This window comes from Chengkuizengella sp. SCS-71B (assembly GCF_040100845.1).
Classification (GTDB): domain Bacteria; phylum Bacillota; class Bacilli; order Paenibacillales; family KCTC-33759; genus Chengkuizengella.
The window spans coordinates 2,249,626-2,270,409 of sequence record NZ_JAZHSH010000001.1 but is presented as its reverse complement, the minus strand read 5'-3'; the positions used below and the strand labels follow the sequence as shown (position 1 = coordinate 2,270,409).

At 31.3% G+C, this 20,784-nt stretch carries 18 protein-coding genes and 1 pseudogene; 7 read left to right on the top strand and 12 right to left on the bottom strand.

Annotated features, from left to right (window positions below; all coding sequences use genetic code 11):
- Window positions 1-11: 11 nt before the first annotated feature.
- On the bottom strand, window positions 12-2,573 hold the full coding sequence (locus VQL36_RS11050) for a PEP/pyruvate-binding domain-containing protein (protein WP_349249361.1): 2,562 nt from the start codon (window positions 2,571-2,573) through the stop codon (window positions 12-14).
- Entirely contained in the window at window positions 2,570-3,259 is a 690-nt protein-coding gene (locus tag VQL36_RS11045; RefSeq protein ID WP_349249360.1) for a TetR/AcrR family transcriptional regulator, read from the bottom strand. The genes VQL36_RS11050 and VQL36_RS11045 overlap by 4 nt, the downstream gene beginning before the upstream one ends.
- A 155-nt stretch (window positions 3,260-3,414) precedes the next feature.
- On the opposite strand from VQL36_RS11045, the gene VQL36_RS11040 reads away from it, so the two are divergent.
- Complete coding sequence (locus tag VQL36_RS11040) at window positions 3,415-3,816, top strand: hotdog fold thioesterase (protein WP_349249359.1); 402 nt, start codon at window positions 3,415-3,417, stop codon at window positions 3,814-3,816.
- A 364-nt stretch (window positions 3,817-4,180) separates the two neighbouring features.
- Here VQL36_RS11040 and VQL36_RS11035 read toward each other — a convergent pair whose 3' ends face one another.
- Window positions 4,181-4,435 (bottom strand): DUF3969 family protein, encoded by a 255-nt coding sequence (locus VQL36_RS11035; RefSeq protein WP_349249358.1) that lies wholly within the window; start codon window positions 4,433-4,435, stop codon window positions 4,181-4,183.
- A 111-nt stretch (window positions 4,436-4,546) separates the two neighbouring features.
- On the opposite strand from VQL36_RS11035, the gene VQL36_RS11030 reads away from it, so the two are divergent.
- From VQL36_RS11030 to VQL36_RS11015, 4 genes are all read left to right on the top strand, one after another.
- Window positions 4,547-5,752, top strand: coding sequence for a copper amine oxidase N-terminal domain-containing protein (locus VQL36_RS11030; RefSeq protein ID WP_349249357.1), 1,206 nt, complete (start codon window positions 4,547-4,549; stop codon window positions 5,750-5,752).
- On the top strand, window positions 5,745-5,894 hold the full coding sequence (locus VQL36_RS11025) for a hypothetical protein (protein WP_349249356.1): 150 nt from the start codon (window positions 5,745-5,747) through the stop codon (window positions 5,892-5,894). The genes VQL36_RS11030 and VQL36_RS11025 overlap by 8 nt, the downstream gene beginning before the upstream one ends.
- A 1,683-nt stretch (window positions 5,895-7,577) precedes the next feature.
- Window positions 7,578-8,042 carry a hypothetical protein gene (locus tag VQL36_RS11020; RefSeq protein ID WP_349249355.1) on the top strand — a complete coding sequence of 155 codons (465 nt, stop codon included), beginning with the start codon at window positions 7,578-7,580 and terminating at the stop codon, window positions 8,040-8,042.
- 403 nt (window positions 8,043-8,445) lie between these two features.
- Window positions 8,446-8,964, top strand: a complete 519-nt coding sequence (locus VQL36_RS11015; RefSeq protein ID WP_349249354.1) for a hypothetical protein — start codon at window positions 8,446-8,448, stop codon at window positions 8,962-8,964.
- 164 nt (window positions 8,965-9,128) lie between these two features.
- Here VQL36_RS11015 and VQL36_RS11010 read toward each other — a convergent pair.
- Window positions 9,129-9,292: pseudogene (locus VQL36_RS11010) on the bottom strand (IS6 family transposase); the annotation flags it as partial.
- Between the two features lie 149 nt (window positions 9,293-9,441).
- Between VQL36_RS11010 and VQL36_RS11005 the strand changes: the two are divergent.
- Window positions 9,442-10,410, top strand: a complete 969-nt coding sequence (locus VQL36_RS11005; RefSeq protein WP_349249353.1) for a right-handed parallel beta-helix repeat-containing protein — start codon at window positions 9,442-9,444, stop codon at window positions 10,408-10,410.
- Here the strand turns inward: VQL36_RS11005 and VQL36_RS11000 are convergent.
- Both VQL36_RS11000 and VQL36_RS10995 read right to left on the bottom strand, forming a co-directional pair.
- Window positions 10,388-10,549 carry a hypothetical protein gene (locus tag VQL36_RS11000; protein WP_349249352.1) on the bottom strand — a complete coding sequence of 54 codons (162 nt, stop codon included), beginning with the start codon at window positions 10,547-10,549 and terminating at the stop codon, window positions 10,388-10,390. The two genes, VQL36_RS11005 and VQL36_RS11000, sit on opposite strands and share 23 nt — an antisense overlap.
- Window positions 10,550-10,725: 176 nt before the next feature.
- A complete protein-coding gene (locus VQL36_RS10995; protein WP_349249351.1) occupies window positions 10,726-14,103 on the bottom strand; it encodes a hypothetical protein in 3,378 nt (1,125 codons plus the stop codon).
- A 767-nt stretch (window positions 14,104-14,870) separates the two neighbouring features.
- Between VQL36_RS10995 and VQL36_RS10990 the strand changes: the two genes are divergently transcribed.
- Window positions 14,871-15,452, top strand: a complete 582-nt coding sequence (locus tag VQL36_RS10990; protein WP_349249350.1) for a helix-turn-helix domain-containing protein — start codon at window positions 14,871-14,873, stop codon at window positions 15,450-15,452.
- Between the two features lie 648 nt (window positions 15,453-16,100).
- On the opposite strand, the gene VQL36_RS10985 is transcribed toward VQL36_RS10990, so the two are convergent.
- From VQL36_RS10985 to VQL36_RS10960, 6 genes are all read right to left on the bottom strand, one after another.
- On the bottom strand, window positions 16,101-16,562 hold the full coding sequence (locus VQL36_RS10985; protein WP_349249349.1) for a hypothetical protein: 462 nt from the start codon (window positions 16,560-16,562) through the stop codon (window positions 16,101-16,103).
- A 68-nt stretch (window positions 16,563-16,630) separates the two neighbouring features.
- Entirely contained in the window at window positions 16,631-17,056 is a 426-nt protein-coding gene (locus VQL36_RS10980; RefSeq protein ID WP_349249348.1) for a hypothetical protein, read from the bottom strand.
- A 57-nt stretch (window positions 17,057-17,113) separates the two neighbouring features.
- Window positions 17,114-18,580, bottom strand: coding sequence for a DUF4173 domain-containing protein (locus tag VQL36_RS10975; protein ID WP_349249347.1), 1,467 nt, complete (start codon window positions 18,578-18,580; stop codon window positions 17,114-17,116).
- Between the two features lie 65 nt (window positions 18,581-18,645).
- Window positions 18,646-19,293: a hypothetical protein gene (locus VQL36_RS10970; protein WP_349249346.1), complete on the bottom strand. Its 648-nt coding sequence runs from the start codon at window positions 19,291-19,293 to the stop codon at window positions 18,646-18,648.
- Window positions 19,280-19,621, bottom strand: a complete 342-nt coding sequence (locus tag VQL36_RS10965) for a PadR family transcriptional regulator (RefSeq protein WP_349249345.1) — start codon at window positions 19,619-19,621, stop codon at window positions 19,280-19,282. Before VQL36_RS10965 ends, VQL36_RS10970 begins: the two co-directional genes overlap by 14 nt.
- A 278-nt stretch (window positions 19,622-19,899) precedes the next feature.
- Window positions 19,900-20,736, bottom strand: a complete 837-nt coding sequence (locus tag VQL36_RS10960; RefSeq protein ID WP_349249344.1) for a YheC/YheD family protein — start codon at window positions 20,734-20,736, stop codon at window positions 19,900-19,902.
- Window positions 20,737-20,784 lie beyond the last annotated feature (48 nt).

Sequence of the window (20,784 nt, the reverse complement as noted above, 5' to 3'; positions counted from 1 at the left end):
CAATTGGCTATTCATTCCAATAATTCAACCGTACCTGTCTCTCCATTTACTCTTACCAATTGTCCATCTTTCAATATATTCGTTGCTGATGGAATTCCTACTACGGCAGGTATACCATATTCTCTTGCTACGATTCCACCATGACTCACAGGACCACCGTATTCCATGATTAATCCTTTTGCTGTTATAAATAATGGGGTCCAAGCAGGGTTCGTACTTTCAGTTACTAAAATTTCACCTTCTATTAATTTAGAATTCTTAGGATCAAATACAACTCTGACCTTGCCTTCATAAATACCTGCTGATAAAGGCATCCCTTGTAATACTTTACTATTTGGATCAAATTTTAGAGCTGAATAATATGTTTCCCCAGTATTTAAAACAATTCTTGGAATGTTTGTTCTAGATAATTGCTTATGATAGGTTTCCTTATTTTCGATCACGATTTGTTTCAAATTTTGCTTCTGCTTGATGTCGTTTACTCTTAAATAGAAAATATCTTGAGGTTCTTCTAGCAGCCCATCCTTTTGGAATTCTTCCCCAACATTGAGCATAACTCCCCTAGCAATTGTCATCATTCTTATGATATCAAATTTAGGATATTCTCTCATTCCAGCAGCGGTACGATAGTTAATCATCAATGTTCTCATCATATTCGCTTTTCTTTCACCTTTATCTACTTTTATCGTTTGATAGATTTCCTCAATTAATAAATCGGCTTTCTTAGCATTTTCTTCGATTTCTGCTATGTTTCGTTCATACATCTGATCTACCATATAAGATTTAATTAGATTGATTATATATTCAGGATCTTCTGACCATCTTTTCACACCAAAATCCAGCTCTAGCGTACTTCTGTGTCCAAATTTATTTAATAAATCCTTAACTTTTGGATGATGATTAGTTGGTTCAATCTGCTGTTCACCAAAGTATTTGGCAAGTTTATTTAGTGACATACCTAGTTCAACTGAAATACAACCCGGAAATGATTTGGTTAGAGGTGTGACATCAAATCGATTACCGTACATTTTTTTTAACTTCTTTTCAATTTTTGTCAGGTTCATATATTCTGTACAATACCACGCCTGCTTTGATACAGATAAAATAAAGGCTTCAACCATAACCGTTTTTAAAAATTCAAGTTTTTCCTCAAGTTTTTTGAGGTTCATTGCTTTTATTCTATGTTCTTGAATAACTGCTTCCCCTATAGCTTTCATATGTTCATAACGATTAGTAACTGGAACTTTTTTAGCTTCACGTAAATTTTTAACGCTTGTTAGAGCATATTTAAAAACTCCCCATGGGATTTTAAATTTAATCCCTTGACTTACAAACTGTTTCCCGTGCTGTTTGATCAAACGATTCATAGTCTCTTCAAACGGTAAGTCATTTCCAGAAAAAGCCTTGCTAAATTGTTTTCCAATCCATTTTTTAGATAATAAATAAGTAATTTCTGCAAAAATACGTCCATCAGCATTTTTAACAAATTCCTGATCTATTGGTTTTTTACGACTACTCATAATGTTAATGATTGCTGGCAATGTGTGACTAAACATATCAAAACCTAGAGGTGTAAAAGGTTCCTTCATACCTAACATGACTGTATTCACACATAAATAGGCTCTTATTTTGCCGTCCTGTTCAAAATGCTCTATAGGGAATAATGAAGTAATGTCTCTTGATTGAACGATAAAAAATTCATTTGAATCGTTGATTGCAAATTCAATATCTTGAGGTTTGGCAAAATAGTTTTGAATTTTCTCTGCTTCATTTACAATTTTTTGAATATGATAGTCTTCTAAAGAGCTTACTTTCGTTTTATTGATTTCTACAGGGACATTTTGAATTCCGCCTTCAGCATACTTACTCAAAATTTCTTTTGAAGCAATCTCTTGCTTAATAACCTCACCACTCTTTTTATCCACAGTATATTGATCAGGATTGACTTCTCCACTGACAATCGCTTCTCCTAACCCATAAGATGAGTTGATGAGTAATTCATTTCTTACCCCAGTTAAAGGATTTGAAGTAAAAATAATGCCAGATAATTTGGCATTAACCATTTCTTGAATTACAACTGCATGAGAAAAATCAGAAGTGATGTTATTTTTCATTCTATATTCAATCGCTCTTTCGTTCCATAAAGATTGCCAACATAAAATGATTTTTTCAATGATATCTTTGTTTGTTACATTTAAGTAACTGTTGTATTGCCCTGCAAAACTCATACCAGGTAAATCTTCTACTGTTGAACTGCTCCTAACAGCCACAACACCGCTAGAAATCTTTTTCAAATTCATGCTTATTTGTTCTTTTAACTCATTTTCAATAAATTGTTCAGCAAAAAAATTCTTTATGGCTTCTGATTTCTCAAAAGAAGGTTGACTGCTGTTAACAATATCATTTATCTTTTCTTTTAAGCCAATACTGTTTACGTAATGTTCATAAGTTTCAGAAGTAATAACAAATCCATTAGGGATCTTTAAACCGAAATTATACATCTTACTTAAGTTGTACCCTTTCCCTCCAACTAAGTTAAAATCTCCTTCTTCAATTTCATTAAACCATTTCATCTTATTTTACCTCTCCCCTCTCCCCTCTTCTGTTCATTTCTGGCACTTTGAACATAAGCAAGAGCTGCCTCTTTTATTTTAATCTGATGGCTTGTAAGCCCTAATGTTTGATTCAATAAGTTTTCAGTAAAATGCAATAAATTTTCAAAATTGTGTAATGCTTCAGATTCTTCTGTATAAACCACGTCCCTTGACTTGTTAAAAACCATCATAACTTCTCTCGTCCATAAACTAGCTAAAAACTCTGGGTGCTCGATCTCAAATATCCCCTCTTCATTTCCCTTCCTAAATAGTTTTAAATAACAATCAGTGTTGATGAGTTCAAATTGCTCTGCTAATTTTCTTAAAATAACGTGGTTCCCACTAAAGGAAAACAAAATTTTCATTTTTGGCCATTCTTCGATTTGATCGATCTTATATTCACTTATTTTCAAGAAGACAAGATTTAACAATTCAATTACTGTAAGCTCTTGATCTTGTAGAATTCGTTCATATTCCATTACTAAATCGTTTATATAATTCATAGTAATCGCTTCAAGAATTTCATCTTTTGATTTGAAGTGGTGATAAAATCCGCCTTTTGAACTCCCAGCTAATTCAATGATCTCAGCAACAGTTGTCTTTTCAACACCTTTTTCAGCGAATAACTTATATGCGGCGCTTATTATTTTTTGTTTTAAGTCCACCTTAAACACCCCCTCACAAACCGACCGTCGGTCTGTAATTAAATTTTACTCTGAGTTTGTAATTAAGTCAATGAAAAAAAGAAATCTTCCTAAACACAAACAAGGAAAATGATGTAAACTATAGTTAAAGATGAATTAAAGGGAGGAATTAACCAATGGCAGACTCTTTAAGCTTTGAGAATACGTTAGTATCTAATCTTGGGATTGAAATTATTGAAATCTCAGAAGAAAGAATCGTTGGAACGATGCCTGTTGATGAGAGAACTCATCAACCATTTGGAATATTACACGGAGGTGCATCTGTCGCTTTAGCAGAAACGGTTGCAAGCATCGGTACATTTTTTTTAATTGATCAAGAAAATGAAAATGTAGTAGGTTTAGAAATTAATGCAAATCATATTAAAGCAGTAAGAAGCGGAAAAGTAAAAGCAATTGGTACAACCTATCATCGTGGAAAAACAACAATGGTATGGGATATAAAAATTGTTGATGAAGAAGATAATTTAGTATGTATTTCAAGATGTACGATGGCTGTCATTAAAAAGAAGAAATTATAGTTTTATCACTAGGGAAAAAGCCTAATTCCTCAATATTTCAAACGAGAAATTAGGCTTAATGAGAGCTCTTAATCCTACTACATCTCCATGACCATTACTAAGATAATAATATGGACTGGCATAAGCATCTTCTGTTGAAACTAAACCATTGCCACGAATAAATCGTGTTTTTAATTTAGGAAATTGTCTCTTATTAATACAAGCTTTCTACAATCTTTCCAAGCTTCACATATTTTAGACATAACTAAATTGAATAAAGTAGTAATAATTACATTATCCCTAATCCTAGGAAACTAAAATATGCCACTATGGAACTAATAATCCAATGTGACATAAGGAACAACTGTACTTTAAGTTAGCATAATTATAAACTACTTAACAGACTCTGTATATCTTCTAATTCACAGCCCTCCCTTATAATTGCAATTACTTCCATACTAAATACATACTTTTCTAGTTTTTCAACAGTAAAAGGATTAAATAAATATCCTTCGGCCTCTTCAATACTAATTATATCTTTTTGTAATGCAGTTATTAGACCAAGCTGTATTACAGAAACTAGACGGTTATTTTCATTATTTTCGGAAATTTCAATTTTTATTTCCATATTATCACTCATTTATTAGACAAAATATAACATACATTATTTACTTGTGGTCAGACCTCGTAAAATTTTTATATAATTGTTTTCTATATTACATATACAACATAATAGCAGGAGGAGTTAAACTTGAAAAAAAGAACCGTATTTTCAATCTTATTTTTGTTGTCTTTTTTATTTTCTATGACAGCAATAGCGTCTGAAGAAATAGAGATAGAAGTGTGGATTAATGGAGTGCAATTACAATTTGAAGATGAACCTTTTATTGATAATAATACAACACTAGTTCCATTTAGAGCGTTGTTTAATGATTTAGGGTTAAATGTAAAGTGGGATCAGGAAACGAAGACTATAACAGGTGTAAATGAAGAATTAACGGTAGAGTTAACATTGAATAGCAATCTAGCAAAAGTAAACGGAGAATCTCTAGAGATGTTAGTTGTACCACAATTAGTAAATAATCGTACTTTTGTTCCTTTACGATTTGTAGGGGAATCAACTGGAGCTAATGTACAATGGGATGGTGCAAGTAAAACGATATCTATTACAAGCCCTGAAACAAAGGTAAATGATGAAGAATTGATACTGGAATTGTTTGATCAATATGAGGCATATTATAATGATAAAGATTTAGAAATTTTAAGCTTGTTTGAAAAACAAATAAAAGAAGAATGGGTAGAAGATTCATTTAAAAATGAATTTGAGCATACTCATAATCAAATTGAGGTTAAAGATTTAGAAATTTTGAGTATTGAGGATAATGAAGCCTATGTGTATGTTGAGGAAACATATGAAAGAATTGATGGACCGTTTTCTTTGGACTATAAGTATGAAATAGTATATTCATTAGCAAGACATAAGAACGACAAATGGCTTATTAATGACCTTGAATTTACATCATTTGATTATATTAATTTAGATGAACTGAAAAATTCAGACATAGATATTTCTGAAAAAGATGAAAAAGAAATCATTGCTACTTTTGAAAAACACTTAGATGCGTTTAAGGAAGAAAGTTATTCTAAATTAAAATCGACTTTACATGAAGATAGTGCAGCACTATCTGATTCTGAGTGGTTAGAAGTTTTCTTTAAAGAATTCCTATTTGCTGAGTTTGATTACACAACTGTTGATTTGGAAGAAGCATATGTCGTATATGCTGATGGAGATGAGGCAGGTCTATATGTAGCTTATAGTACGAAATCAATCTATTTAGAAACAGAAGAAGTTGATTATGAAAGTTACGAAGAGTTGGTTACTTTTAAAAAAGCAAGTAATGGAAAGTGGAAAATATTAAGCTTTGATACATTAGAATATAATATTGAATTTGAATAAATATATAAGATATGATTTTCTGAAGACTAAAAATAATAAACTAGCAGTATTAAAATTTGGATTTAAACTGGATAATGAATTGTATCCATTAGATGCATTGAATGAAGCAGTAGATTATATTGAATATCTTCATATAGTGTAGATTAAATAAAGTTTGATACAAACTTATATTCTATGACAAACAAATAGAATCCATTTTGAAAGAAAGATTGATCAAAATGGATTCTATATTGGTAATTCGCCAGATTGTTGAATAAAATCAATATAAATGAGTTTCAAATTATCTAGTCTCAAATAAAGTTCCAAGTTGAAAACGAAAACAATATTATTTTGTTCCGAATCATAATGAAAGGCACTTCTCCTAGAGGAAAATCGGATTAAAAATAGAACTATTGTCATTCTTTTTTATTGCAATTCAATCGGATTTTTCACTTACTATAAAAACATTATATTAACAATGATACCGCTTATAATAGCGACTCCAAATCCTGCAAAAACAAGATTTCTCTTTTCGCTAAGTTTTTTATTTCTTAATATCCCAATGACTAAACAGCTAATTGACTTAATCCAATAATATTTTAATTTAGACCGCTTATATTTGGGGTCTTTTCTCATCTCTCTTCAATTTGCTTTCAATAAAACTCTGATTATATTTACATTTATCGCAACAATTTTTATTCAAACTAATCCATTCTTCACATTCTCTGCACTGATGTTTAAAAATTTTTTTAGCCATTCTTCTTCATTTATATGAGCTTGTTAATCTGTTAATGGTCTATTAATTTCCCACACAAAATCATCTCCCTTTTTCCGATAAAATCCTAGTTTTATCTTTAAACAACCAAGAAAACAATTGTTTAAAAACCTGATGTGATATAATTAACAATAAAATTTTTTGTGAGGTCATAATGGATATTTCGAAATTATTAGATATTGCTATTTTTAGTATTTTAATTGGTGTCTTTACGCTTTTTGATACTAAATTCAACATTATAAAAACAATTCTTCATGCATTAATAGCGTTTAGTTCATTAACACTTCTTCATATATTATTTAGTTATTTTGGTATATGGAAATATATCGACTCAATATATGGCGATGTTTTTTTCTTAATCTTAATTATTGGAATTACTATGTACCTTGTTTATATAACTTTTTCCAAGAAATAATTTATTATTGATCTATAACCCCCAATCTCTTCAGTTAAAATTTTAGTTTTATTTTTTCAACCCAACAATTTGAAAATAATGCTATAAATTATTACCAAAATTTATCTACCCATTTATTGCTGTGCCACTCACTTACTATTTAGTACCACTGCTTTTAAGATGGTAGGATATATTTTTGGTGGGAAAGGTAAAACAAAAGAGATTCGTTATGTGGTCGGCTATTACAGTATCCCCTTAATCTACTTATATTTGATATTAGAGATGGATCAAATAATTAGATTTCTCTCTCTTGATATCTTAGCTATATTTTTGGTGATTATTTTTTATTCTTTTGTAATATTGATGATCTTTGTATTTTTGAAAAGCTTAGCTGAAGCTCATCAATTTTCTGTATGGAGAGTAATAATGTCACTTTACAATCTCCTTTATTAAACCAGTCTTCTCCAATAAACTCAACATGTTTATGTTTTAAATACTATCCTTTTGAATATAGTTTTCGATAGTTATTTAAATTATTAATATTTTCTTATTTAATATTGAATCAAAAATAATCCATAATTCATTGTTTTTTAATCTAGGTCATATTATGCCTATACAAAATTAGTATCTTTTGAATAATATAGATCAATTAAATAAGAAAGCAGGTGAAAAATAACGTGTTCTTTAAAAAAATAGATGTATCAGAATTTCAATTCGATATTCCTACGAATTCTCCTACTAATGAAGGAGGAATTTCAGACGAACCTGATAATCCTACTTTGGTTGCACAAATTACTTTTGACTGTTTAAAACCAGGGGATCTCATATGGTTGAATAGCATTTTTCACGTAAATAATGACAATGTTTTTGATATTACTGTATTTCACAGTATATTAAAAAATAATATTCCCATTTATTCGGCAGTGACAGAAGTTGATCGCGAAGGTAATGATGATTTTGGACAAATATTTTCACAACAATATGTCGATGTCGTTACCACTTTAGAAAAAAATATAATTTATCAGGTCGTTGCTAGTATAGAAGGACATGCTAATATAGATAGTTCATTTCCAAATGTTAATTTAGTTGGTCCTATTACCTTTACTGGAACTCGATTTGTCAAAGGTAAAAAGTGGGTTTAAAGAATTTATAACAAATTGGATAGAAGAAATGAAGACATCCCCCTTTAGGAAGGAGAGAGAGAAGTGGACAGCTTTACCATTTACTTAAAGGGGTTTTTTTTGCTTATTGTTTTTGATCTAGATTTAGTGGTTAGAAGATTTCTTCAAAGAATTTCTGCTGGGTTTCATGTTAGTGATAGGTAAGACTTTGAAGTAACCTCCGCCTTTTCCCCCACTCCACACCGTACAAGCAACTTTCATCGCATACGGCGTTCCATCAATAAATCATTAAACGGTCTACCTCCTTTCGTTATTATGTGGATACCAATCTATTTTTCTTGTTCGTAGTCTGTTAACCCTATCCAAAATATTTTTACAAGTATATACTTATATTACTCAAAACAATCATGAAAGGAAGATGTATATGGATAGAAAAAGTAAAAAGAGATGTCCATTTATCGATGCCTATTGTTATACTGTTTCTGAAACTAAACAAACACTTACTTCTCCCGACAATGAGGATCCTTTTAATCCATCTTTCACTGAAAATATAGTTCGGTTTACCACACAACCTCAAAATTGTAAAAATATTATTTTCCCCGATCCTGAAAATCAAAATACCTTTTTATTACAGTTATCAGGAGTATACCTTACGAAATGGATCATTACTCTCGTTAGTGATTCTCCCATTCCCGTATTGACGTATCTTACTACAGCACAAAATAGACTTTTTTCAGGCTCAATAAATACACGTGATGTGATGCCAGGAAACTTCAGTCAGCTAAGTGGACAGCATTTAGTAAAAGTGAAAGCTCCTATTCGCATACAATTGAGAGTTTCATCAACTAGTAATTCGATAGTGACACTACCAGTTAGAAATTTAAACAATATTGGTTGTTCTATAAGTGCTTCTTTCATGATTAAAAGAATTGATGATTTCTAAAGTAAATAGCTTAATCGAAAGATTAATTATTAAAAAAGCGCATGGCTTTTAACCGGTTCTGGTGCAAAAATAGTCTGCGAGAAAAATAGAATGCCTATTCCCTTCTAGTTTATGGATTAAGAGGATAGTCCGAACAATTTATGTATGAATTCTTTCTCATTTTGGACAGACTCCATCAGTTGAGGGTGAGAAACAGACAGACCACGTTCCTTCATTATTTCCACTAAAATCTCGTAAACTCAAACCTGTAACGAAGGTACCATCGGACGTTAAGAAGAATGATTTCAGATTGGTAATGCTTCCATTTAAATAAGTTTCTGGTTTCTATATCGATAACCTTTTTAGAACCATTATATCAGTATGAGCCCCTTCTATGAACTTTTTACACCAGAACAAAAAAACCATACTATTTGAACATATTATTAAATATAATCAAATTATGATAACGATTACAAAAAGTAGAAAGGATTTGATTTTATGGTTAGTTTGAAAAGGAAGTTGATTTTCATTTTTTCCATTATCTTTGTTTTATCTACTTACGGCTTACAACATTCCATTCCAAAAACGTATGCAGCAGTTAATATATATGTAAAAACGACTGCGGAAATACAGTCTGCGATGTTAAATGCCCAGCCAGGTCACAATATTATGATTGCACCAGGAACTTATGAATTACCAAACAATAGATACTATTCTAACGCAAATGGAACCTCATCCAATCCGATCACCATTACAAGTCAAGATCCTTCTAAACCTGCAGTGTTAAAGGGTGGAAATTTATCAACTGGAGGATATACCTTCTATATTACTGGCGATTATTGGGTTATTAAAGATCTCAAAATCACTTATGGACAAAAAGGAATTGTACTCGATAACTCTAATAATACTCATATTAATAGGGTAACTGTTTCTTATGTTGGTCAAGAGGGAATTCATGTAAGGGATGGCAGTTCTAACGTTACTATAGAAAACAGTATTGTTGAACATACTGGTGCAACTGGTGATCCCAAAGATATGGGGTACGGCGAAGGAATTTATGTTGGCTCAGATCGCTCTGTTTGGAAAGTGAATAAAGGAAACTCAGGTTATGATAGAAACGTAGATAATACCATAATAAAAAATAATATTATTGGACCAAATGTAACTGCTGAATTGATTGATATAAAAGAAGGAACTTCAGGCACATTAGTTTCGAACAATACTTTTTTGGGTTCAGGAATTTCAGGCCACAATTATGCAGACACTTTTATAGATGTGAAAGGAGTAAACGTAATTATTTTAGATAATGTTGGTTACGGTGGAAACAACCCTAACATTAAAGCAGAATTTGCGGAAGTAAACCGAACAAGCTCAAACCCTTGGGTTCCTTCTAATGAAACAGCGAATGGAAGCCTTACCAACACAGCAGATGGTAATTATTACATTAATAACGTATATATTCCGTGAATCCTTCTGATCCTACTAATTTAACTGCATCTGTATTTTCAAGCACTAGAATTACTCTTACTTGAACGGATTCAACAGACAATATTGGAGTGAAATTTATACGAAACGGGACACTTATAGGCACAAGTCGAAGAATCAATTATGTCCTTACTCCCATTTGAAGAAAAGAAGCTACCTGATTAAAAGATCCCACCTATAGAGGTGGGCGTCTTAACGCAAAAGATATAGAGATATAGTAAGATAAACTCTTAATCTCAAGCTGTAAGTTCAAATACTTTTATCGAATATACTAATAAATAATTAGATCATTGACATTTATTTTTGGATAGGGGTAAGGACATCAATTAACTTAGATTGATATAACTCGTTGTCCCAGTTCGCCTTTACATTCAATTGCAATTGATAATTATGAGGCTGCCCATCATAATTTATATCCGTGTACGTACCTTCTGAAACTTTAGAAATCCCCATATACTTCCCATCTTTATAAGCAGCAATAAAATAATAGGGTGTAAAACCGTCTTCATGATCATTAGAAGCAAGTTCATCACCAAAATAGTGCTTAATCGATGATTCGAGGTTGTTCCAGCTTAATTGAAGGCCACTTTCAGTAAGTTCCGTTTTTATATTAGTAAGCTTAAGAATCTCATCCATGTCTACTACATCAATCAAATCAGATTGATATAACTCGTTGTCCCAGTTCGCCTTTACATTCAATTGCAATTGATAATTATGAGGCTGCCCATCATAATTTATATCCGTGTACGTACCTTCTGAAACTTTAGAAATCCCCATATACTCCCCATCTTTATAAGCAGCAATAAAATAATAGGGTGTAAAACCGTCTTCATGATCATTAGAAGCAAGTTCATCACCAAAATAGTGCTTAATCGATGATTCGAGGTTGTTCCAGCTTAATTGAAGGCCACTTTCAGTAAGTTCCGTTTTTATATTAGTAAGCTTAAGAATCTCATCCATGTCTACTACATCAATCAAATCAGATTGATATAACTCGTTGTCCCAGTTCGCCTTTACATTCAATTGCAATTGATAATTATGAGGCTGCCCATCATAATTTATATCCGTATACGTACCTTCTGAAACTTTAGAAATCCCCATATACTCCCCATCTTTATAAGCAGCAATAAAATAATAGGGTGTAAAACCGTCTTCATGATCATTAGAAGCAAGTTCATCACCAAAATAGTGCTTAATCGCTGATTCGAGATTGTTCCAGCTTAATTGAAGGCCATTATCAGTAAGTTCCGTTTGTATATTAGTCAGCTGAAGAATCTTATCCATGTCTACTACATCAATCAAATCAGATTGATATAACTCGTTGTCCCAGTTCGCCTTTACATTCAATTGCAATTGATAATTATTAGGCTGCCCATCATAATTTATATCCGTGTACGTACCTTCTGAAACTTTAGAAATCCCCATATACTCCCCATCTTTATAAGCAGCAATAAAATAATAGGGTGTAAAACCGTCTTCATGATCATTAGAAGCAAGTTCATCACCAAAATAGTGCTTAATCGCTGATTCGAGATTGTTCCAGCTTAATTGAAGGCCATTATTAGTAAGTTCCGTTTGTATATTAGTCAGCTTAAGAATCTCATCCATGTCTACTACATCAATCAAACCAGAGTCATATAAAATGTTCTCCCAGCTCGCCTTTATATACAATCGCAATTGATAATTATGAGGCTGCCCATTATAATTTATATCCGTATACGTGCTACCTCCTGAAACTTCAGAAATCCCCATATACTCCCCATCTTTATAAATATAGACAACATAATAGGGTAAACCATCACCTCCATGATCAGTATCAGAAAGTGGTCCAAAGTAGCTTTGAACATCAGGGTTATCCCAACTTATTAAAAGACCACTATCAGTTAGTGATGTTTGAATATTCGTTGGTTTTAGATTTCTTTTATTCTCTTTAATAATTTCATCCACTATGTTCGTTTCGTTAAAATAGTCTAACATGATAATGTTTGTACGTGGATCATTCAAAAATCCGTTATTAACTTCTTCTGTCACTACATTGTTCGCTGGTACCGCGAAATCATAATGTAAACTTGGACAGCTCCCGTTTCCATTCAAAAAACAATTTAAATTCATTACAATAGGGTTTTGTAAATTTTCCTGTTGCGGAGTAAGAATTAATTGAGAAACATAAAGTTTTTCACTACTTGCATTATCAAGATCTCTATACATCTCCTCTCTTAAAACAGAGGGTTCATCTGTATCATGCCATTTACTATCCATACTACTTATCCTTGACAAGATCTTCTCATTATCAATATATTGAGAAATAGCCACTCTCGGATTAATTTTGTTTGCATGATTATCCTTTCCAAATAAAACCACGACATTTTTACCTTCAGACCATAATTGTTCTAATGTATTCGTTTGAAGTTCATCTAACGAGATTAATTGATTTGAAAATTTATTTTCAAGTTGGTCAACAAGATGGTCATAGCTGGTTTCTGTCATCTCATGAAAATGCTGAAAATCCAATATAATAATTTCTTTCGGATTTTGTGTTACAAAATGTTCCACTCCATTTAATATATCGTCTACCTTTTCACCATATAGTCCATGCATGGTACGTAAATCTGTTGGATCCTGTTTGAAAATTGGATCACATTCAACATCTACTGGAGTTTCAATGTCTACTGGAGTATCATCTTCAACTACATGGCAATTTGGATCCCACCACATAAAAGGACCTACACGTAAATCAACGTAGCGAGCTCCCTCATAAAGTTGCTCTTTAATGGTTAATTCTTGTGCTTGTCCCAGGTTTGCGACTTCATTTTCTCCAAACATTTCAACCAGTCTTCTATTAGAGTCATCATAGTCTGATAAATCATAATCACTCACATCTGTAGCTAAATGCCATTCTTCACCATCATCGAATGTAGCTGTCCCTGAATCATGGGTACCAGGCAATAAAACTTCCATTAACTTTAACTCTTCAAATGACGGATTATTGTCAGATACTTGTTCCATCCAATCACGCTTGTCTTCTATAACCGTTATCGTAGAAACCTTATCATTACCAACCCTATTATTTTTCAAATTAGCATCATCAGTATAAAATCTTTCATCCGTATCTGACCAATCGTCTTGATAAAGAGTAACATTATAATTACCAACAATTCTTAACGAACTTAACTTATCATCAAACCCAAATTCTTCATCTAAATTGTATCTCCCTGGACCAAATCTAAGCACTTGCCCACCATAATTTGTATGTTCATAGAGGTAAACCCCCTCTCCATCAGCAGGAAGTTCAAAAACTCTTATCGTAGAAACTTTATCATTACCAACATAATTATCAGATAAATCAGGATCATCGTCATAAAAAGGTTCTGTATTATCTGACCAATCATCTTGATAAAGTACCACTACATAATTACCAACGATTCTTAACGAACTTAACTTATCATCAAACCCAAATCCTTCATCTAGATTGTAGCTCCCTGGACCAAATCTAAGCACTTGCCCACCATAATTTGTATGTTCATAGAGGTAAACCCCCTTCATATGTTCGTAAAGATACACTCCTGGTTCTTCAGCGTTTACATTCAAACCATCAACTGAAAGTAACAAAGTAAACACCAATGTAAACACTAATAACAAACCAAATAGTGATAAACCCTTTTTCTGTATATTCATTTAATATGTCCTCCCTTTAAGTATACGATTAGAGATAATAAATAATGAAAGCGCTAACAATATGCGGTTAACTAAACTTAAGTATTTTATATTACATGTATTTAGAGATATATATATCTATCATTATTATTAGATTTGATCACCATAATTTTGTAAGACTTGATAAGTTCGAATTAGTTTTATTTAATGATAATTATCTAGCATTAATATTTATTTAATTCGATTAATATAAAAATTAATTGTTAATGAGAAGAGTTCAATTCCTCCTTTCTTTTTTGAAAATCTATTTCTATCATTTTTTTATACGCGTTAAGCATCAACCCCTTCAGTTTTCATTATAAAACTTCAATAAAATGATAGATATTAATATCTATTATATAATACTAATTTAGAAATTGATAGTTCTTTTTATTCGCATATTACTATTCATAGTTAGTAGGTAGGTTGGCGTACGGGTTTTATTCAAATAATTGCTTTGATCAAATGTAAAAGATAATGATGAACCTATTATTATAGTAGTTTTTCGCAGAGGTTTCTATGAGATCACCTTATTCTTAATGTCTTAATTTTTCTATCAATTACTTCTTGTTTTCGTCTAAACCATGGTCTAAAATGAATGTTAAACATATAAAGTTTTAGACGTTGTAAATACGGGAATAATTTCTCGATATACTAATAAAATCCATTAATGTTAAAATATTAAGAACAATAAGTAGTGTGAATGACATTGTAAAAATAACTGGAAAGACAATAAGGAGTGAGAGAATTTGGAGAAATTATCTACTAAAGAAAAAATAATCAATGCTTCTCTTGAATTATTTTCAGAGAATGGATATAAAGCAACAACGATAAAAGAAATCGCAGAAAAAGCGGGGACGAAAGAACTCACCGTTTATCGACATTTTGGCAAGAAAGAAAATATTTTGGAACGTATCAATACCATGATTACGACGCCTCTACCACTCATCACACATTACCTTGAGAATGAAGCTGTATATCAATTAGAGCAAGACTTAAGAAAGGTTTTGACGATCGTTGATCGAGAGCTTAACAAAAATCAACAGATTATTAAATTCATCTATAGAGAAAAAATTGATCTTCCAAATCAATATATGAATGGGGAAATATTAGTGGAATATTTTGATACCATGAAACAAAAAGGAAAGATCAAATCTTCTTTTGAATCTGACTCATTAAGTTTATTATTTTTTTCGAATATGTTAACGTCTTTTTTTTTAAAAGAAAGATTTAATGATGAACGAATTTCATCTTTACTTGAGAGTAATCAATATAAAGAAACCATTATAAGACTTTTTATAGAAGCTTTAGAAATAAATATTATAAAATAGAATTTTTACTCACTTTCCATGCAAAAATGAAATCAGCCAGAAATATAACTGGTTAACTCAATGAACTATTTGACATATTAATTTATGAAATCAATGAATGATTCAGCATGTGAATAATTCAAGAATGTAAGGTAAAGTTTCTTTGAACTTACTAATAAGATATAATCTTGAACGATATAGCGCTTTTCTTGAATAACGAAAACCTAATTTCTCGTTTAAATATAGAGAAACTAGGCTTTTTTTATCTTTTAAAATTCTTAACGTTGTAACCTTCTGATTTTATTGCAACTAAATCAAAATGTTTGATTTCCGCATAACCCGAATTTAACTCCCGTATTTTGGACATAATCTCTTTTTTCTAACGGATTCTTATTATTTCTTTTCTTTTTTGACCTTTCACTTTATAGCTGTAAGATGAACTTGCTTGACATGGAGCCTCCACGGGCATGATTGTCTTACCAAGAGCCAACTATGACTTAAGTTGGTATTGCTTAAATAAGCTATCATGACCGCCACTACGCTGAGGGCGTAAAATTCCCAGCTCTCTACACAGTCTGTATACTTTTTTCTAGTTAATAATGAGTTTATAGTTTTTTCGTAATTGCTTGGTTAATTTACGATACGCATCGCCTACGATTTGAAATAATCTTAAACAGTTTTTAAATCTTTAATCAATACTTCTCTGTCCTTTGGATCTTTTATATTTTCCCCAGCTTCATTGGCTAGTTTTAGATATTTTTTAGTATTTTCAATATCATTTTTCACTTTATATGCTCTAGCAATGGCTTCATAAGCAAAAACAAGATCCCAATCTCCGATTTGATTTTCTAAGCAAATATCTAAACATCTTTGACCATGGTAGATCGCTCTTTCAGACTTTTTTAATACGGAATAAACTCTTGAAATTTGCCACTCCCCTCTTGCTAAATTCTCTTCTTTACCGATAATTCCCCAATGATATCTTGATGCATGTGCAGCATGTATCATAGTATCATCTTCCATCGTAGTTCGGGATTCTTTTTCTAATAGATCCCATACTTGATTAAATAAACGAACAGCGCATTTCTTATGGAATTCCTCTAACGTATATAAATTGTCTTTTTCACTCATATCATCAATCCCTTAACTTAAACTATTGTCATATTATAACATTTAATAGATAATGCTAAATATTAAAATTAATACCCATAAATCTTTAATAATGGTTTCATGTAATACCGATAACTATCATTATTAAATTTGTAAACTTGAGTAGCCCCGCCTTGAGCTAATTCAAAGTATTCTTCAAAATCACCCTCTGTATAACTAGAAATCATTGATCGCCAAAATGGTATATTTGAGCTATTTGTTTTTAAAACTGCAATTTTAATTACCCATTTTCCATTAAAGCGATCAAAAAGTTGAATAATTTCATTTTTACATATAGCTTTGTCATCAAAAAAGTGATTTCTAAAATAATCATGGTATTTATAAATGGATTCACTATCAGAAAGTGGTGTGAATTGAATGATAGTCCCTTTCATGATGTGCTCATCGAAAATTAGTATTTGATCTAACATAAATTTCTTTTCTTTTTCGATTGATTTGAGTTCAATATTCATCATTTCACCCTTATTTGCAATTATTATCGTAACATGGTATCAGCCATTTTTTGTGAAAAATCACTCTAAATTAAGGTTCTTTAAACGTTCTACTGTCGCATATTTAGTGAAATTGAATGATTGCCAAGGCATTTTATAATCCCATAATCCACTTTGGCGAATTTGAAGTATTTCTTTTATTTCTGATTCCTTCTCTTTAGGATTGGATTCATATAATTCAATTAATGCGATAATACCAGGATCTGACTGACTCATGAAATGCACATCCATAACTCCTGTTTCCTCATATCTCTTCATATTTTCATTCACAACGAATTGATCTACATTCATGACATTCAAAAATGTGTAATAAATTAAAGCAGAAATAAAATAAAAATGACGAAGTGTCAATCTGTCAATCCATACTTTAGTTAATGTATAGGTAAAAACGATTCCCAGAAAGATCGTAAATGAATGAGGAAGAACTCTAAAAAATGTATAACCATAATATTCTTCATACAAATTTAAGCGAAGAAAGGCGGAAACAAGCATAATACCACTTGAAATGATAAGTATTGTTAATAATATTTGGATCAATCGTTTCATCTTTTTAGAGTCAACCTTCGTAAATGCTAAAACCCCACTTAACACGGATAAATTAATTAATGACACGAGCAATAATTCAAAAAATCCACGACGAGCATATTCTGAATAAGTATATCCTGCATGAAGGCTGTCACTAAAAAAATATTGAAACTGCACAGATACAAACAATAAATACACAACATCCAACAAAATTAGAAATGTAGCAATGATAATACCATCTAATGTAACTAGTTTTGACTCAACTGTATTTGATTCAATTACTTTATCAGAATTTCTTAAACTACCAATGAACCCAAATACGATGAATGTATATATGATAATGATAATTGCCCTACCAATCCATTCTCCAACTGGTACACCAATCATAAAATTAGGCAAGCTGCTGATTAAACTACTAAATTTTTGATCTGCAGATGAAAGTAAGCTGATGACGATGACTAACACGGGGAATGAGATCAAAAGCCCCAGAACTATTTTTTTAAATATCTGAATATGACCTTTTTCCACTTTAGAGTATATTGAAGTTTTCCTTGCTTTGAAAAACTGACTAAGGTATGAAAAAGATTCAACAATACTCTTAAAAATTAGTGACACAAACCTCCATTGATACCATTGAATTTTACTTTGACTCGAAATAAGCACGATATGAATAATGATCAAACAAGGAATGATAATCGCATTCATTGCATAGAAAAAGGGATTTGAATATAACAAGTAACTTAAGGCTAATAACCAAATGCAGATTAAAAGTAAAAATCCCAATCGATGATTTGATAAAGGAAACTTACGAAAACGCCAATAATATAACCAATAAAAGGCTACAACAAAAATAATGTAAGATATACCTACTGTTCCATGAAAAAAACTTTGTTCGAATAATACTGCTAAAAGAAAACATGCAGCTAATAATTTCAAATCTGACTTTTGCAGTTGTGAACTCATCACATTCCCTCCAATTTATAAGAAAATTAAAATATATAGATATTCTATGTAGCAATTTAAAAAAATTACACCGACTTCTTTTTCCCCCAACAAAAACCTATATAACTTATGGGATAGAGAAAAACCGTAGATGTGATACAAAGTAAAATAAATGTTTTAGTCAGTAAAGGATGAAACCATTCATGAGGTATGATTTGAAATAAGACTAATATCATAAGGGTTAAATTTGGAATAATAGCAATAACGAACGTTTTCTTTAATAATTTTTTCCCATTTGCACCGAAACTTTTACCCAATTCATATCCTAACAACGCCCAAAAGAACATATATAAAATCATTAATAAAGATGGAATTGAGATTAAAAACCTCCAAACTTCGCTAAACCATTTCAAGCCTAGTGTAAAATGTAATACAGTTAGTAATCCACCAAAGATAAAGAACAATAAGTTAACTAACAAAAAATAAATAAGCGTTCGATTTTGGGAGACAGCTAATTCTTCTCGCCAAATTCTAGCCACTCCTTTAGGTGTTCCTAATCGTTCTGTAATGTAAAACATCCACTCTTGTTCTGTTTGAATCTTAATATCGCAGTCATTTACAAGTTCAGATATATGTTGCTCATAATCAATAAGAATTTCTTCTTTCTCAGTATGTTTTTTAAGTTCATTACCCAGCTGTTCTAAATACAGCTTTTTTACTTTATGATAAGTCATGTTTTGTCTCACTTAATACTTTATTCATTACATTGACGAACTTTTCCCATTCTGAAGTTTTCTCGAGCAGCATTTCCTTGCCTTCTTCAGTAATTCTGTAATATTTACGGGCTGGTCCTTTTTCTTGTTCCTGCCAATAACATTCGATGTATGCTTGTTTCTCCAGTTTATGCAAAGCAGGGTATAAGGTACCTTCTTTTACTTGCAAAAGCTGCTCGCTTCGGCGTCCAAATTCTTTAGCTAGTTCATAACCATACATATCCCTCTCGTTTAACAATTGTAGTACAACTAATGAAGTGCTTCCCTTTACTAATTCTCTATTGAACATTTTCTCACCTACCTAGAAAACTTATGTATATAGATTATCATAGCACTTTTTAGGGAAAATATGCAACATATTTTAATAAATTCTTCCCTCAGTAAGAACAAAAACTCCAATCGGAGTCTCTCATGGAGGTAGCCGATAAGGGCAACTAACGATTCTGCCTTCGTCTAGACTTGCCAATCATCGAGTTTTATTTGGAGGTAGTTTTTGAAACTTATAATTTGAAATTTTATAAATTCCTAAGTTATAAAAAAACACAACTTTTGTAAAAGTTGTGAGAATCATAATTTACCTAATTTTTTGGCGTACTTTTCTTCATGTTTGAACTTAGGCTTTAGATTATACTGTCTTCCATACGCACTTCCATATCGAACAACTTTTTCAATTGTTTTACTATCTCTAAAAAATACACGTGGATCAGGTTTTGTATTTACCTCTAATATCCAAGGGTGCATTTTCTTATCGAGCCCGATATCCACTCCAATTTCTTTTAGGTTAGGATTATATTTCTGTAATTGCTTAACGATTTCTAAACACAACTGATGTAAATATTCCAAAAATTCCTTTTGCTCTGTTTCATCTTCATAAAAATGTTCCAACATCGTGTTAAAATCAACTGTGATGCCCCCACTGCTAACATTTGTGACTATTTTATTTTTTGGAGCTATTCTTGCCGCAGATCCCGTCACTTCCCATTTATTATTTAAATTTTTCTGAACCATAATGCGAAGATCCATTAATCTTTTTTTATATTTAAGCAACGCTATTCCTTTTTGAATGATATAATCTTTATTCTTTATATGTTTTTGTAGTGATTTGTATAATTCATCAAAGGTATCAAATCTTTGTATATTTGTAGTTTTTTGGAGTTTGTATCGTATTCCATCTATATTAGTTAATTTATTTATTTTCATGATACCAACTCCACCGGTACCTATAACTGGTTTAACATATACCATTTTATGTTTATTTAGCATATTTTGAAGTTTTTTAGAGTTTAATTTTTCAGTCTCAGGAACAAATTTACTTAATGTACGATTTTGTTGTAATACAACTGTCTTCTCCCATTTACTCGCAATAAATCTATCTTTTGAGATTGTAATCACCTCCAAATACATATACATTATTTTATGCAGGTGATTTAAAATGGTATGGACTGCTTAACA

Bases quoted from the DNA above. Each gene is read 5' to 3' on its own strand.
- VQL36_RS11050 (WP_349249361.1), bottom strand. From the start codon at position 2,573: ATGAAATGGTTTAATGAAATTGAAGAAGGAGATTTTAACTTAGTTGGA.
- VQL36_RS11040 (WP_349249359.1), top strand. From the start codon at position 3,415: ATGGCAGACTCTTTAAGCTTTGAGAATACGTTAGTATCTAATCTTGGG.
- VQL36_RS11035 (WP_349249358.1), bottom strand. From the start codon at position 4,435: ATGAGTGATAATATGGAAATAAAAATTGAAATTTCCGAAAATAATGAA.
- VQL36_RS11015 (WP_349249354.1), top strand. From the start codon at position 8,446: ATGGATAGAAAAAGTAAAAAGAGATGTCCATTTATCGATGCCTATTGT.
- VQL36_RS11005 (WP_349249353.1), top strand. From the start codon at position 9,442: ATGGTTAGTTTGAAAAGGAAGTTGATTTTCATTTTTTCCATTATCTTT.
- VQL36_RS10995 (WP_349249351.1), bottom strand. From the start codon at position 14,103: ATGAATATACAGAAAAAGGGTTTATCACTATTTGGTTTGTTATTAGTG.
- VQL36_RS10985 (WP_349249349.1), bottom strand. From the start codon at position 16,562: ATGAGTGAAAAAGACAATTTATATACGTTAGAGGAATTCCATAAGAAA.
- VQL36_RS10980 (WP_349249348.1), bottom strand. From the start codon at position 17,056: ATGATGAATATTGAACTCAAATCAATCGAAAAAGAAAAGAAATTTATG.
- VQL36_RS10975 (WP_349249347.1), bottom strand. From the start codon at position 18,580: ATGAGTTCACAACTGCAAAAGTCAGATTTGAAATTATTAGCTGCATGT.
- VQL36_RS10970 (WP_349249346.1), bottom strand. From the start codon at position 19,293: ATGACTTATCATAAAGTAAAAAAGCTGTATTTAGAACAGCTGGGTAAT.
- VQL36_RS10965 (WP_349249345.1), bottom strand. From the start codon at position 19,621: ATGTTCAATAGAGAATTAGTAAAGGGAAGCACTTCATTAGTTGTACTA.
- VQL36_RS10960 (WP_349249344.1), bottom strand. From the start codon at position 20,736: ATGTATTTGGAGGTGATTACAATCTCAAAAGATAGATTTATTGCGAGT.